The 13,289-nt window shown below is 61.5% G+C and carries 14 protein-coding genes; 11 read left to right on the top strand and 3 right to left on the bottom strand.

From position 1 onward, the window contains the following. Positions 1 to 4: 4 nt before the first annotated feature. From trbE to KNJ79_RS21315, 8 genes are read left to right on the top strand one after another with little or no spacing between them, the layout of a single operon-like run. Positions 5 to 2,443 carry a conjugal transfer protein TrbE gene (gene trbE, locus KNJ79_RS21350; RefSeq protein WP_021316535.1) on the top strand — a complete coding sequence of 813 codons (2,439 nt, stop codon included), beginning with the start codon at positions 5 to 7 and terminating at the stop codon, positions 2,441 to 2,443. Next, positions 2,440 to 3,207, top strand: a complete 768-nt coding sequence (gene trbJ / locus KNJ79_RS21345; RefSeq protein WP_021316536.1) for a P-type conjugative transfer protein TrbJ — start codon at positions 2,440 to 2,442, stop codon at positions 3,205 to 3,207. The genes trbE and trbJ overlap by 4 nt, the downstream gene beginning before the upstream one ends. A gap of 16 nt (positions 3,208 to 3,223) precedes the next feature. After that, positions 3,224 to 3,583 (top strand): putative entry exclusion protein TrbK-alt, encoded by a 360-nt coding sequence (gene trbK-alt / locus KNJ79_RS21340; RefSeq protein WP_021316537.1) that lies wholly within the window; start codon positions 3,224 to 3,226, stop codon positions 3,581 to 3,583. A 2-nt stretch (positions 3,584 to 3,585) separates the two neighbouring features. Next, positions 3,586 to 4,890, top strand: coding sequence for a P-type conjugative transfer protein TrbL (gene trbL, locus KNJ79_RS21335; RefSeq protein WP_031294206.1), 1,305 nt, complete (start codon positions 3,586 to 3,588; stop codon positions 4,888 to 4,890). Further along, positions 4,887 to 5,576, top strand: a complete 690-nt coding sequence (trbF, locus tag KNJ79_RS21330; protein ID WP_021316539.1) for a conjugal transfer protein TrbF — start codon at positions 4,887 to 4,889, stop codon at positions 5,574 to 5,576. Before trbL ends, trbF begins: the two co-directional genes overlap by 4 nt. Further along, positions 5,573 to 6,553: a P-type conjugative transfer protein TrbG gene (trbG, locus tag KNJ79_RS21325; protein ID WP_031294208.1), complete on the top strand. Its 981-nt coding sequence runs from the start codon at positions 5,573 to 5,575 to the stop codon at positions 6,551 to 6,553. The genes trbF and trbG overlap by 4 nt, the downstream gene beginning before the upstream one ends. Beyond that, complete coding sequence (locus KNJ79_RS21320; protein ID WP_021316541.1) at positions 6,550 to 7,752, top strand: TrbI/VirB10 family protein; 1,203 nt, start codon at positions 6,550 to 6,552, stop codon at positions 7,750 to 7,752. Before trbG ends, KNJ79_RS21320 begins: the two co-directional genes overlap by 4 nt. A 2-nt stretch (positions 7,753 to 7,754) precedes the next feature. After that, positions 7,755 to 7,988 carry a DUF2274 domain-containing protein gene (locus KNJ79_RS21315; RefSeq protein ID WP_084490767.1) on the top strand — a complete coding sequence of 78 codons (234 nt, stop codon included), beginning with the start codon at positions 7,755 to 7,757 and terminating at the stop codon, positions 7,986 to 7,988. Here the strand turns inward: KNJ79_RS21315 and KNJ79_RS21310 are convergent. Further along, entirely contained in the window at positions 7,927 to 8,943 is a 1,017-nt protein-coding gene (locus KNJ79_RS21310; RefSeq protein WP_084490770.1) for a LysR family transcriptional regulator, read from the bottom strand. The two genes, KNJ79_RS21315 and KNJ79_RS21310, sit on opposite strands and share 62 nt — an antisense overlap. A 157-nt stretch (positions 8,944 to 9,100) precedes the next feature. Next, the gene (locus KNJ79_RS21305) at positions 9,101 to 9,454 is read right to left on the bottom strand and encodes a hypothetical protein (protein ID WP_152522513.1); all 354 of its coding nucleotides are present in this window, start codon (positions 9,452 to 9,454) and stop codon (positions 9,101 to 9,103) included. A 568-nt stretch (positions 9,455 to 10,022) separates the two neighbouring features. On the opposite strand from KNJ79_RS21305, the gene KNJ79_RS21300 reads away from it, so the two are divergent. The 3 genes from KNJ79_RS21300 (at position 10,023) to KNJ79_RS21290 (ending at position 12,341) form a co-directional block, all read left to right on the top strand. Further along, positions 10,023 to 10,469 carry a hypothetical protein gene (locus KNJ79_RS21300; RefSeq protein WP_021316545.1) on the top strand — a complete coding sequence of 149 codons (447 nt, stop codon included), beginning with the start codon at positions 10,023 to 10,025 and terminating at the stop codon, positions 10,467 to 10,469. A gap of 292 nt (positions 10,470 to 10,761) precedes the next feature. Beyond that, positions 10,762 to 11,373: a TetR/AcrR family transcriptional regulator C-terminal domain-containing protein gene (locus KNJ79_RS21295; protein WP_021316546.1), complete on the top strand. Its 612-nt coding sequence runs from the start codon at positions 10,762 to 10,764 to the stop codon at positions 11,371 to 11,373. Then, positions 11,370 to 12,341, top strand: coding sequence for a TetR/AcrR family transcriptional regulator C-terminal domain-containing protein (locus tag KNJ79_RS21290; RefSeq protein WP_152522514.1), 972 nt, complete (start codon positions 11,370 to 11,372; stop codon positions 12,339 to 12,341). The genes KNJ79_RS21295 and KNJ79_RS21290 overlap by 4 nt, the downstream gene beginning before the upstream one ends. A gap of 153 nt (positions 12,342 to 12,494) precedes the next feature. Here the strand turns inward: KNJ79_RS21290 and KNJ79_RS21285 are convergent, their stop codons facing one another. Then, on the bottom strand, positions 12,495 to 13,112 hold the full coding sequence (locus KNJ79_RS21285) for a TetR/AcrR family transcriptional regulator (RefSeq protein ID WP_040600111.1): 618 nt from the start codon (positions 13,110 to 13,112) through the stop codon (positions 12,495 to 12,497). Positions 13,113 to 13,289: the final 177 nt, after the last annotated feature.

Raw genomic sequence — 13,289 nt, 5'->3', positions numbered from 1 at the left:
CGCGATGATGAACCTCGCCGAATATCGTCAGACCGCCACGCGCCTCGCCGATTTCCTGCCTTGGGCCGCGCTGGTGGGAGAAGGTGTCGTCCTGAACAAGGATGGCAGCTTCCAGCGCAGCGCGCGCTTTCGCGGCCCCGACCTCGACAGCGCGGTCCCCGCTGAACTGGTCGCGGTTGCGGGCCGGCTCAACAATGCCTTGCGTCGCCTCGGTTCCGGCTGGGCGATCTTCGTCGAAGCTATGCGACAGCCGGCACCCTATTACCCCGACAGCCGCTTTCCCGAACCCGCCTCTGCACTTGTCGATGCCGAACGAAAGGCCGAGTTCGAAGAAGAGGGCGCCCATTTCGAATCGGGCTATTTTCTCACATTCGCCTGGCTGCCGCCCGCCGAGGATGCGGCGCGCGCCGAAAGCTGGCTTTACGAAGGCAAAGCCGAGCGCGGCGTTGACCCGCATGAAGCGCTCAAGGGCTTTCTTGATCGCACTGATCGCGCCCTCCAGCTCATCGACGCCTTCATGCCGGAATGCGCCTGGCTCGATGATGCTGAGACGCTCACTTATCTCCATGCGACCGTCTCGACCAACCGGCACAGGGTCCGCGTACCCGAAACCCCGATGTATCTAGACGCGCTGCTGGCCGACCAACCGCTCACCGGCGGGCTCGAGCCGAGGCTCGGCACCGCGCACCTGCGCATTCTCACGCTTGTCGGATTTCCCACTGCAACCACGCCGGGAATACTCGACGATCTCAACCGGCTCGCTTTTCCCTATCGTTGGTCGACGCGCGCGATCCTCCTCGACAAGACCGACGCCAACAAACTTCTGACCCGCATTCGTCGGCAGTGGTTCGCCAAGCGCAAGTCGATCGCCGCGATCCTCAAGGAAGTCATGACCAACGAGGCGTCGACCCTGGTCGACACCGACGCCGCCAACAAGGCGGCCGATGCTGATCTCGCGCTGCAGGAGCTGGGTGCCGACTATGCAGGCCAGGCCTATGTGACCGTGACCGTGACCGTCTGGGATGCCGATCCGAAAGCCGCAGACGAAAAGCTCCGACTTGTCGAGAAGGTCGTACAGGGCCGCGACTTCACAGCGATGTCCGAGACCGTCAACGCGGTGGATGCCTGGCTCGGCTCGTTGCCCGGCCATCTCTATGCCAATGTCCGGCAGCCACCGATCTCAACGCTCAATCTCGCCCACATGATCCCCCTGTCAGCCGTGTGGGCGGGGCCGGAACGGGACGAGCACTTCGACGCGCCCCCACTGCTCTACGGCAGAACCGAAGGCTCAACACCGTTCCGGCTTTCCCTTCATGTGGGCGATGTCGGGCACACGCTCGTGGTCGGACCGACCGGCGCCGGCAAATCCGTGCTGCTTGCCTTGATGGCGCTTCAATTTCGGCGCTACGCCGGTTCCCAGGTCTTCGCCTTCGACTTCGGCGGCTCCATCCGGGCTGCAGCGCTTGCCATGGGCGGCGACTGGGAGGATCTCGGCGGCGGCCTGGCGGAGGGCGACGGTGATGCCGTTACCCTTCAGCCGCTCGCACGGATCGGCGACACGCAGGAACGCGCATGGGCGGCCGACTGGATCGCCGCAATCCTGATGCGCGAGGGCGTCGCTGCATCGCCGCAGGTCAAGGAGCATCTATGGACGGCGCTCACATCGCTCGCCTCCGCTCCCGTCGAGGAACGCACGCTCACCGGCCTGGTCGTGCTTCTACAGTCGAACGATCTCAAGCAGGCCCTACGGCCTTACTGCGTCGGCGGGCCTTATGGCAGACTGCTGGATGCAGAAACCGAGCGTCTCGGCGCGGCGTCGGTGCAGGTTTTCGAGACCGAGGGGCTCATCGGGACCGGTGCCGCGCCGGCGGTGCTCGCTTATCTCTTCCACCGCATTGAGGACCGCCTGGATGGCAGCCCGACGCTGCTCATCGTCGATGAAGGCTGGCTGGCGCTCGACGATGAGGGATTTGCCGGGCAACTGCGCGAATGGCTGAAAACCCTTCGGAAGAAAAACGCCAGCGTCGTCTTCGCCACCCAAAGTCTCTCGGACATCGACGGCAGTGCGATCGCGCCTGCCATCATTGAAAGTTGCCAGACCCGCATTCTCCTGCCGAACGAACGCGCGATCGAGCCGCAGATCACCGCCATCTACCGCCGGTTCGGCCTCAACGACCGCCAAATCGAGATTCTCGCACGCGCCATGCCCAAACGCGACTATTATTGCCAGTCGCGCCGCGGCAATCGTCTGTTCGAGCTTGGTCTCGGCGATGTGGCGCTCGCGCTCTGCGCCGCCTCCTCCAAATCCGACCAGATCATGATCGCCGAAATTCTCGCCGATACCCGCGACGTGGGATTTCTGGCGGCCTGGTTGCGCCGGCGCGGCGTCGCCTGGGCCGCCGACCTTATTCCCAATCTCAACAACCTGGAGAGCCAGCCATGAATCCGCGTTTCCCTAAGACGGCCCTTGCTGCCGCGTTGCTTACGACGTCGATCGCGACAATATCGTTTTCTGCGACGCCGGCCCATGCCCAGTTTTTTGGTGGAATCGTCTACGATCCCACCAACTACGCCCAAAACCTGCTCACTGCGACGCGCGCGCTACAGCAGATCAACAATCAGATCACGTCGCTCCAGCATGAAGCGCAGATGCTGATCAACGAGGCGCGCAATCTCGCGAGCTTGCCATATTCCTCGCTCCAACAGCTTCAGCAATCGGTGAGCCGGACGCAGGCGCTTTTGCAGCAAGCCCAAAACATCGCCTACAATGTCCAGCAGGTCGATCAGGTCTTCGATCGTCAATATAAGAATGTGAGCCTCAGCGCACCGGATCAGCAACTCATCACCGATGCCAAGACGCGCTGGCAAAACACGGTGGGGGGCTTGCAGGACGCCATGCGCGTGCAGGCCGGCGTCGTCGGCAATATCGACACCAATCGCAGCGAAATGGCCGCGCTCGTCGGACAGAGCCAGGGGGCAACCGGTGCCCTGCAGGCGACCCAGGCCGGCAATCAGCTTCTCGCGCTCCAAGCGCAGCAGCTCGCCGATCTCACGGCTGTTATCGCGGCAAATGGCCGGGCACAGGCACTCGCTGATGCCGAGCGCGCCGCAGCCGCCGAGCAGGGACGAGAACAGCGCCGCCGCTTTCTCACGCCGGGCGAGGGCTACAAGCCCGGCAATGCGCAAATGTTCTACGGCAACGATTGAGCCGTGGACCCAAGCGATGGAAGGGAAAACGACCGCCCGCATTGCCGCAGCGATCTTTGTCGGGTTCGCGATTGCGGCGTCGCTGATCCAGCTCTCCCGGAAGGAGGAGTCGCCGATTGCGGCGAGGCCGGCGCCCGTGGTCGTCCCATCCGATCCGCTCGCACAAACACTGCGGCACTGCCGCGACATGGGCATCGCGGCGGAACGCGATCCTGTCTGCCTGGATGCCTGGGCCACCAACCGCGAGCGTTTTCTCGGCCATACTCCAAAACCGCGTCAAGCGCCGGCCGCGCACCCGCCTGCCTCGATGTTCCCCAGCGAAGACGAGGCGTCCCTTAGCAAGGAGTCGGCGCCGGCTCCCCTGCCGGAGCAATGAGCATGGGCGGCACGGGCGTTATCGACCATTTCCTCGAGGTCTTCACACGGTACATCGACGGCGGCTTCGGCCTGCTCGGCGGCGAGGTGGCGTTCATCGCCACGACCTTGATCGTCATAGACGTCACGCTTGCCGCGCTCTTCTGGTCGTGGGGCGCGGATGACGACATCATCGCCCGGCTCGTGAAAAAGACCCTGTTTGTCGGCGTCTTCGCCTACATCATCGGCAATTGGAACAACCTGGCCCGCATCGTCTTCGAGAGCTTCGCCGGACTTGGGCTGAAGGCATCGGGTACTGGGTTCACCACCGCCGATCTTCTGCGCCCTGGGCAGGTGGCCCAGACGGGGCTCGACGCCGGCCGGCCGTTGCTCGATTCCATCTCCGGCCTGATGGGCTGGGTCTCCTTCTTCGAAAATTTCGTCCAGATCGCCTGCCTGCTCTTTGCCTGGGTGCTGATCCTGCTTGCCTTCTTCATTCTCGCAATTCAGCTCTTCGTCACGCTGATCGAGTTCAAACTGACGACGCTTGCCGGCTTCGTCCTCATCCCCTTCGGGCTGTTCGGCAAGTCGGCCTTCATGGCTGAGCGTGTGCTCGGCAATGTCATTTCGTCGGGCATCAAGATTCTCGTCCTTGCGGTCATCATCGGCATCGGCTCGACACTCTTCTCCGAATTCACGGCCGGATTCGGCGGGGCTACGCCTTCCATCGACGATGCCATGGCGATCGTACTCGCCGCGTTGTCGCTGCTGGGACTGGGGATCTTCGGTCCTGGAATTGCCAATGGCATCGTCTCCGGCGGCCCGCAGCTCGGTGCCGGCTCGGCCGTTGGAACCGGTCTGGTGGTCGGCGGCGCGGCGATGGCAGGCAGTGCGGCCGTCGGTATGGCCACGGGGGGCGTCGGCGCCCTTGCAGGCGGAGCCGCAGCAGCGGCGCGCGGTGGCTCGACACTCGCCGGCGGCGCGACCGCGGCCTACCGCGCGGGAGGCGCGACCGGCGTCGCGCGCGCAGCGGCCTCCAGCGTGGGTTCGGCTGCGACCAGCCCCTTCCGCCGCGCTGCCGCCTCGATGAAGAGCAGTTTCGAGGCAGGTGGCCGATCTGTCACCGGCGCGGCCGATCCCGCCGCAGCGGGCGCTGGTGCGGCCTCGGCTACGTCCTCAACACCCGATGGGCCGCCTGCCCGGGCAAAACGCATGAAGCGGTCCCAGTCGATGAGCCATGGCGTCACGCTTGCCGCGCACTCGCTGCGTGCGGGCGATAGCCACGGCGGCGGTTCCTCCATCTCCGTTTCTGAAAGCGATCGACCATGAGCCTCTTCAAGCGCCCCACGACCCACTATGGCAAGAGCCCCGAGCCGGTGACACCATATCAGCGTGCAGCCCAGATTTGGGACGACCGCATCGGCACCGCGCGCGTGCAGGCGCGCAATTGGCGCTTGATGGCCTTTGGCTCCCTGTTTCTCTCCGGAGGCTTCGCAGCAGCGCTGGTCTGGCAATCCACGCAAGGGACGGTTGTGCCCTGGGTGGTCGAAGTCGACAAGCTCGGCCAGGTCCAGGCCGTCGCACCGGCCACCGCGGGCTATACGCCATCAGACGCCGAGATCGCATACCATCTTGCGCGTTTTATCGAGGAGGTTCGCGCGATCCCCTCGGATCCCATCGTGCTGCGTCAGAACTGGCTGCGGGCCTATGACTTCACGACCGACCGCGGGGCAGCGGCGCTAAACGATTATGCGCGCGAGAACGATCCTTTCAAGGACATCGGACAGCGCGAGATCGCCGTCGACGTCTCGAGCGTTATCCGTGCTTCGCCGACCAGTTTCCGCGTGGCCTGGACGGAGCGGCGCTACGAAAACGGACAGCTTGCCGGCACGACCCGGTGGACGGCAATCCTGACGATCGTCCTCCAGCCCCCGCGCGACGCCGACCGCCTCCGCAAGAACCCGCTCGGCATCTATATCAACGCCATAAACTGGTCGCGGGAGCTCGAACAATGAGTGCGGGCTCTCACGAACGCGGATTGCCGCTATTCCGTAAATCCGCACTTCCGCTTCTCATCATTGCCGCAAGTGCGCTTGGCGGTTGCGCGTCGACCGGCAAACCTCCGCAGATCGGCTACGACTCCAGCGTACCGCCGCTACCGGCCGTGCCTGAGGTGAAGGTGGTCAGGCCCAAGCCGCTCCAGGTTCCGCCGGCATGGACGCCCGCGCATGGCGGCGCCGATGCTGCGACCCCCGCGGGGCGCATCGAAAATGCCAATGCGGCTGCACGGATCGAACCGCGCCGGGACGGCTATTACAATGCAATCCAGATCTATCCGTGGAGCGAAGGGGCGCTCTATCAGGTTTATGCCGCACCCGGGCATGTTACCAACATCGCGCTGGAACCCGGCGAAACACTGACTGGCGAGGGTCCGATTGCCGCTGGAGACACCGCGCGCTGGATCATCGGCGACACGACCAGCGGCAGCGGCGCGACGCAACAAATCCATGTCCTCGTGAAGCCAACGCGCGATGATATCAGCACAAACCTTGTCATCACCACCACGCGGCGCACCTATATGATCGAACTGCGCGCCGGCAAGACGCTCTTTATGCCTGCCGTCTCTTGGTCCTATCCTGCGCCGCTAGCGGGACCGGACGCAGCCGTGCCGGCGACGCCCGCAATCCCGCCTACGTCTGCACGGCATTACCGATACGCTCTGACAGGCGACACTCCACCCTGGACGCCGGTTTCGGTGTTCGACGATGGACGCCACGTCTATATCGAATTTCCCGGCGGGATCGCGCAGGGCGAAATGCCGCCGCTGTTCGTGATCGGCGCCGATGGCGAGCCGCAGATCGTCAATAGCCGCGTCTATCATCACATTCTGATCGTCGACCGGATTTTTGCCGCGGCCGAACTGCGTCTTGGCAGTGGCAAGCGACAGCAGACCGTCCGGATCGTGCGCGTCGACGGGAGACCGACATCATGAACGAATCCGAATTCCACGACGAGCGCGATGACAACGATGAGGCCGAAATTGTGCAGCAGCCGTCGGCCGATACCAATGCGCCGATGCGGCTTCGGGGGGCAACGCCGCGTGTTACCCGCATCTCGCGCAAGGTCTTGGGCGCCCTCGGTGTTGTTGCAGGCGTCGGAATCGGGGGCGCGCTGATCTACGCGCTGCAGAGCGCCCATGATGGCGCACCGCCAAAGGAACTCTACTCAACCGACAATCGATCGACCGCCGACGGCCTGGTCGGACTGCCATCGACTTACAGTGACGTTCCGCGGCTAGGGCCGCCTTTGCCCGGCGATCTCGGACGCCCGATCGTCAGCGCGCAAGGCCGCGGCCAACCCGTGCCGGGCGCAGCGGCTCCAGCGCCGGCCGCGGATCAGGCGAGACAGCGGCGCATTGCCGAAAACGAAGCTGCGCGCACGAGCCGGGTCTTCTTTCAAAGTCAGCCCTCGGCGTCGCCGCCCGTCGCAGGAGCCGGCCTCGATCTCTCGCAGTTGGCCGGTCCCCCGGCAGCGTCCGCCACGCCCACGACGCAAGATCGTCAGCTCGCCTTTCTCAACGCTGCCGCCGATCGCCGCACCGTTGCGCCTGATCGCATCACGCCGCCGGCCTCGCCCTTCGTATTGCAAGCAGGATCGGTGATTCCCGCTGCCCTCATCACCGGCATCCGCTCGGACCTTCCCGGTCAGATAACCGCTCAGGTGACAGAGAATATCTATGACAGCGCAACCGGCCGCTTTGTCGTTGTGCCGCAGGGCACCCGCATCATCGGGCAGTACGACAACAACGTGCAATTCGGCCAAAGCAGGGTCCTGTTGGTCTGGAACCGCCTGATCTTCCCCAACGGACACTCGCTTGTGTTGGAACGCCAACCTGGCGCCGACGGCGCAGGCTATGCCGGATTGCAGGACGGCGTGGACTATCACTGGTGGGATCTGGCGAAAGCCGCCGGCTTGTCGACACTACTCAGCGTGGGCACCGAACTCGCAATCGATGACGATGATCGTTTGCTACGCGCGATCCGCAATGGCGGCGAAGATACCTTCAACCAGGCCGGCCAGGAAATCGTGCGCCGGCAGCTCAATATCGCGCCAACCCTCACAATCCGGCCAGGGTTTCCTGTCCGGATTATCGTGACCCGCGATTTGCTCCTCGAACCCTATGGGAGTTGAAAATGACCAAGCTGAAACTTGGTGCCATTGCGGAAGACAAGCCCGTCAAGGTCTCGCTGGAATTGCCTGGAAAGCTGTTTCGGGACCTGCAAGACTATGGTGAGATTCTCGCTCGCCAGGAGGGCGTGACAGCCCCGGACCCTGCGAAGCTGATAGTCGCGATGCTACAGCGCTTCATACAAACGGATCGAGGATTTGCGCGAGCCCGCAAAATGAAGGATCCATCAACGCATTAAAACCGGTCGCAATCATAAGAGCCGCGCCAGCGCCATTCGCACCAGCATGCGAGAGCCACCCGGACGCGATGTTTTTCACGAGCCGTAATAAATAGCGCAGTGCGGGATTCGAGTTGGTCGGCGACCAGACCGCGCTCCACGCGAGTTGCTCAAGGTCACCCCGGATCGGCAGGAAGGTCACACCTTCCGACATGCCCGAAGCGATCGACGCGCTCGCGAGCGATATGCCGTAACCCATCGCAACGATGTTCAGCAGGCTATGCCGGCTGACGTCGTGAACATCAATCTTGGGTCTGAAGCTGGGCGCCGAGAGCTTCCGCACGAGATAGTCGCGGATTTCCGGACCTGCACCGTGCTGGCTTACGACGAAGGTTTCACTGGCGATGTCGTCCCAGTCTAGCGCCTCGCGCTCGGTCAATTTGTGGTTTTCGGGCAGCGCGACGTAAATGCTCTCCGTCCAGAGCTGCAACGCCTCCTGGCCGCTCAACTTTGGCGTTCCGGCCATGAAGGATATATCGAGCTCGCCTGTCATCACGCGCGCCAAATCCTGCTGCTGGGATCCCTCATGAAGACAGACCCGTATATGCGGATAGCGTTGGTGAAACTCTTTGAGCGCCAGGTGCAAGCGACCGCCGGCAAGCGGCAGCAATACACCCACTTGAAGATCTCCTCGTTCCCCTTGCTGAATAGACGTGGCAAGCTCGATGGCTTGGCCGAGTTGCTGCGCGCCGACCCAGGCCTCTTTGAGGAACAGTTGCCCGGCGGCGGTGAGACGAACACCGCCAGCGCTACGATCGAAAATGCGAAACCCGATGCGATGTTCCAGCAATTGCACGCGCCGCGTCAGCGTCGATTGCGAGATGTTGAGGGCTGAAGCAGCCTTTCTCAAGCTTCCATGCTGGGCAGCCGCAACAGCGTACCGCAGATTCCTCAGATCAAGTGCGAGATCCGGCACTGGTCACGCATGCCGAGGCGTATTTTCGGTCCACCCACAGGGGCTTGCCGGTGTTCTCGATCGAGCCGGTGAACGCTGGGGAATGACAGCGTTCCAAGCAAGCCGCATAGCGTCCTGTTCGTCATGGGTCGACGCAGAAAGCGTCATCGTGGGTTGCTCACCTACCATTACCCGAACCGTGAACGCGATTTCCGAGCATTCCGAGGGCGGCAGCGATCCGAAAGTCCGCAAATCCCGCGCTACGTAAACCGCTGTCGATTTCTTCGGTCGTGATATCGCCGTGCTGAAACAAAACGCCAAAGCGGCGCAGGGTCTCAAGTTGCGGGTCGGCCAAGGCATTGGGATAGTATGCACCGAAGATCAGGCCAAATGCGCGGCTTATTTTACCCGGACGGATAAGCGAGCGCTTGCTGTCCTGCAGACCTAACGCGAGTGCCTGAACGTCAAGCGCAAGGACTCTGTTCCTTGCGCGATCCCAAAGACCGTGTGCCTCGAATTCGTCGAAAGCCAAGGGCCGCTCGCCGTGGGAGGGTTCGGGGGCACGGCGAGCGGCCGGTTCCATCCCGGGGGGCGATCGGGATGGAAGATGGTCATTGAGATTGAGAGGGCTGGCGAAAATGGCATGGCTCGCCACCTCGCCACGCGCGCTAGGGACATCAAAGGCCACGTGGTGATGGTACAAGCTCACCCCCAAGACCTCCTGTCATGCACGAAATCACTTGCAGACAGAGGCGATTCTCGACGCTCACATTCATCGGAGCTGAGCACGCGTAGCAGCCAAGCCAATGACAGGAGGATCTCTTCTCGAAGCGCCAAGAAAGCCACTTTCCATTTGAAGGCGAGCATTCGCCACTCTCCTCAACACATCGGTTCGCCCATGAAGAAGGTCGCCGACCTGCGACTCATGCCTAATCCAACCGAACCGTTCGGTCAATTCTGGAATGCGTGTAGCGCTCTGCATATCGCTGATGTGCCACGGCTCGTCGCTCTAACCGAACGGTTCGGTTGACCTTGGGGCAAAGTTCTTCATCGTTGGGGCGCGGTGCCTTTGAACCCTGGCGCCCCCGGAGGATCGCCCCATGCGCGAGACACGCTCGGCTTACGCAAGCCTGAATCCACGATCCCTCGTGATCGACCTGGCGCGCTGCTGGCAGTACGCACGCCGCTCCCAACGATCTCCGCAAGCGCATCTGTCGCGTGTCCTCGAACGCCTGGGATGCGAAATACTGGCGCCGGCGCTGAATATGTTCCTGTCCAGCTTCGAAGCGCAGCTTGGCCGCTCAACGGAAATTGGTTACCGCAATTCCATTACCAGCGACGAGCGCGAACTGACGATTCTCGTGGATCGCATTCTTGGCGACGAGGCCGACTTACCTGCAATCGCGCGAAGACTGCAGGATGCTGCTATTGTCGGCAATTTCCCGATCGCTACACCGACGCAGCGGGCCATCGATCCCGACGCGCAATCTGGCTTCGCAGTACCTCTTCCAATATCGCTCGCGCGTGCGACGAGCCGTAATGCATGACAAGGACGACAATCATCTACGCTGTAGGTCGAGGCTACGAAATCTGTCGATCCTTACAGGCAGCCTTGGCGTCTTCGCTGGGCTGGTTTTTTGGTTCAGAAATTGGGTCTCTGACACACTGGTCGCCGCCATCCTTGCCTCGCTCGTCATGCTCGGCATCGTTACAATCTTTGCGCCCCAGCATGATCACACGGTATAAGTCGTCCAATCCTGGCAGGCGCTCCCAATCAGCAGGACTGTCTAATGGCTTCGCTTCCGTTTTTCCCCTCAATGCGTTCCAGGAAGCAGGCTCATGACATCCTCCTTGAACAGCCCGGATCAAGCCGTTTCGGCCATCACACAGGTTCTCGCCGGCGCGGAAAAGCGCACGCTTGAGCTTGCGGATGTCGTGGCGAGTGCGGGTCTCGAGTGGAGCAAGGTCGTCACACTCTTTCCAGATCCCCAGGATATTCTGGTCGAAATTGCGCGCGCCGAGGCCGCACAGGCTTGCCAGCCACTCTTGTCAGCGATCAACGCCCCGCGCGATGAGACATGGGATATCGAAGCGGTCCTGCGCGAATTTGTCGTCCGGATTGAAAGCAATTATGCAGGCGTCGTGGGCGGCCTGGTGCGCGTCGCGATCACGGAAAGCGCCAAAAATCCCGACCTCCGGAACCGTATCCATCACGAGGGGCCGGCTTCGGTTCTCGCGACCCTACGTCAGTTCCTGCAGGCCGCCGTTGAGCGCTCTTTTCTCGAAATCGACGACGTGGACATCGCCGCCGAACAGTTGATCGGGCTGCTGCGAGCGACCTTGTACGAAAGACTTACGCCAGCGCTCGAACATCCAATGTCGTGCGGCGTTGATCCCATCACGCTGTTCTTGCGCGGCGCAGCCAGACGCAAAGGGGGGAGGAGCGTGTGAAAGACACCGGACGAACTGAGAGCAAGGCGGCCGCGGCCAGGGCATCTGTGCCGCGTCATGATCGGCAGGATGTCATTCAAGGCGTGGCCCCCGATCTTGCCCACAGCATTGATGAAAATGGTTCCCTCGTCACCGTTCCCCCGGCTGATTGGATCGTCTGTTTCGTTCCGGGTTTGAAAAAGCAATGGTGGCATCGCTTCTGCAACCGCGATCACAAGCACGTCTTCGCATTGCGACCTATGGAAACGGGAAGCTGGGTGCTTGTCGAACCCTGGTGGACACGGTTGATGGTGACGGTTTTGCCCTCATCAGACGCTGTCAGGTTTCTTCGCTGGGGCGCCGCCGGAGACATGGTGCGTCTGCGCGAAGCGGTCCCTGGCCGTGGCAATCAGTTAAAGGGCTGGTTCAACTGCGCAGTGATGGTCGGCTTTCTGCTCGGGCGTTCCAGTTGGGTTTGGACACCTCATGCGCTCTACAAGCAGCTTGTCAGCGAGACTGGCGCCGAGCATGAAGATGTCGAGAGCCTGCTCGTCGAACATTTCAGGAAAGTCCTGGATCGCAATATGCGCCGGGCGCTTTCACTCGATGCCCGAATTGCCCGTCACTCGACTGCCGAAATACTCACCGAGTTGGCACGCAATATTCTCTCCCTGATCATGTCGCGAGAGATCATCGACCTCCATCACACGGCGATCATTGAAGCCGAGCGATTTCCCGGCGTGGCACAATGCTATCAGGACCACGCCGAACGGCCCGCAGTTTCGGCAATCGCTGACGTGCTCAGATCCGCCGCCGAAGCGGACGAGTTTGAGATGGAAGACCCTGATGCGCTCGCGCGCAGTCTCATGGGATTGATGCGCGGTACATTACACCTGGATCTCATGATCGGCGTTGCAGCCCAACCCACTCCTGAAGATATTGATTGTAGAGCCCGCGCAGCCGTCGACTTCATACTGAAAAGCCTGTGAGAAAATCCGCAAATCGACCTAGCGTCGTGAGGACGTCAATGCCCCCGCTTGGTTATTGATTCGGTGCATCCCATTCAATCAAACGACGACTTTCGAAGAGAAGAGAACGGTAATAGCCGCTCTCTCGCCCTCATTCGGTAGCGGCCATGCGTCCTATTTTTCTGCTGCACTGCCATAGGCTGCCATGAAGACTCTTACGGCTTCGGTCACAATATGGTCGATTTCTTCATCCGTGGGCGCCTTGCGCACGCCGAAGAGGAAGTCGAGCATGATTTGCGCCTGACATAGCCGATTGAATTGGCTCGCCGCCAACTCGATATCGTCAATCACCAGATGACGTTGTTCAGTGCATCGCTTGAGAAACGCCTTGAGCTTCACATGTCCCGCATGCGGCCCCTCTTCATGAAACAATTCGCTGATTTCCGGGAAGCGAACCGCCTCGGCAACCACGGTTCGCAAAATCTCCACCACGATTGGGTCAGTAGTCAACTTCAAATAGCGAACACCGAAATCATGAAGGACCGATACAGGGTCATCGATTTCCTCAGGAAGATCGAACACCGGCGTTGAGCGGGAACAAATCTCCAGGCGCATATATTCTTCGAAGAGTTGCTCCTTGCTGTCGAAATAGGTGTAAAGCGTTCCCTTGGAGCCGGCGCCAGCCTTGGCGATGTCGCCCATCGACGTCCCAGCAAATCCCTTTTCCAGGAACAGCTTACCAGCCACGTTCAAAATGTGCGTCCGCTTATCGGTTCGCTGCGTCGTTACCATCTCGACCCCAAGTCAAAAAGTCATTCATACCCCATGTCGCCTGCGCGACAAGGCAATTACCATATGACCGAACCGTTCGGTAGGCAAGGCGCGAGGTTCACACTACCGATCCGCCGTGGCAGATCGGCGCGAGTCCGGATCACAAAGAGGAACGGTATGAAGCGTATTTCTGATCTG

Origin of the sequence: Sphingopyxis indica (genome assembly GCF_032879645.1) — a bacterium.
Lineage (GTDB): Bacteria > Pseudomonadota > Alphaproteobacteria > Sphingomonadales > Sphingomonadaceae > Sphingopyxis > Sphingopyxis indica.
The sequence above is the reverse complement of the archived record's forward strand: the minus strand, read 5'-3'. Positions and strand labels throughout refer to the sequence as shown.

Bases quoted from the DNA above. Each gene is read 5' to 3' on its own strand.
- trbE (WP_021316535.1), top strand. From the start codon at position 5: ATGATGAACCTCGCCGAATATCGTCAGACCGCCACGCGCCTCGCCGAT.
- trbJ (WP_021316536.1), top strand. From the start codon at position 2,440: ATGAATCCGCGTTTCCCTAAGACGGCCCTTGCTGCCGCGTTGCTTACG.
- trbK-alt (WP_021316537.1), top strand. From the start codon at position 3,224: ATGGAAGGGAAAACGACCGCCCGCATTGCCGCAGCGATCTTTGTCGGG.
- trbL (WP_031294206.1), top strand. From the start codon at position 3,586: ATGGGCGGCACGGGCGTTATCGACCATTTCCTCGAGGTCTTCACACGG.
- trbF (WP_021316539.1), top strand. From the start codon at position 4,887: ATGAGCCTCTTCAAGCGCCCCACGACCCACTATGGCAAGAGCCCCGAG.
- trbG (WP_031294208.1), top strand. From the start codon at position 5,573: ATGAGTGCGGGCTCTCACGAACGCGGATTGCCGCTATTCCGTAAATCC.
- KNJ79_RS21320 (WP_021316541.1), top strand. From the start codon at position 6,550: ATGAACGAATCCGAATTCCACGACGAGCGCGATGACAACGATGAGGCC.
- KNJ79_RS21315 (WP_084490767.1), top strand. From the start codon at position 7,755: ATGACCAAGCTGAAACTTGGTGCCATTGCGGAAGACAAGCCCGTCAAG.
- KNJ79_RS21300 (WP_021316545.1), top strand. From the start codon at position 10,023: ATGCGCGAGACACGCTCGGCTTACGCAAGCCTGAATCCACGATCCCTC.
- KNJ79_RS21295 (WP_021316546.1), top strand. From the start codon at position 10,762: ATGACATCCTCCTTGAACAGCCCGGATCAAGCCGTTTCGGCCATCACA.
- KNJ79_RS21285 (WP_040600111.1), bottom strand. From the start codon at position 13,112: ATGGTAACGACGCAGCGAACCGATAAGCGGACGCACATTTTGAACGTG.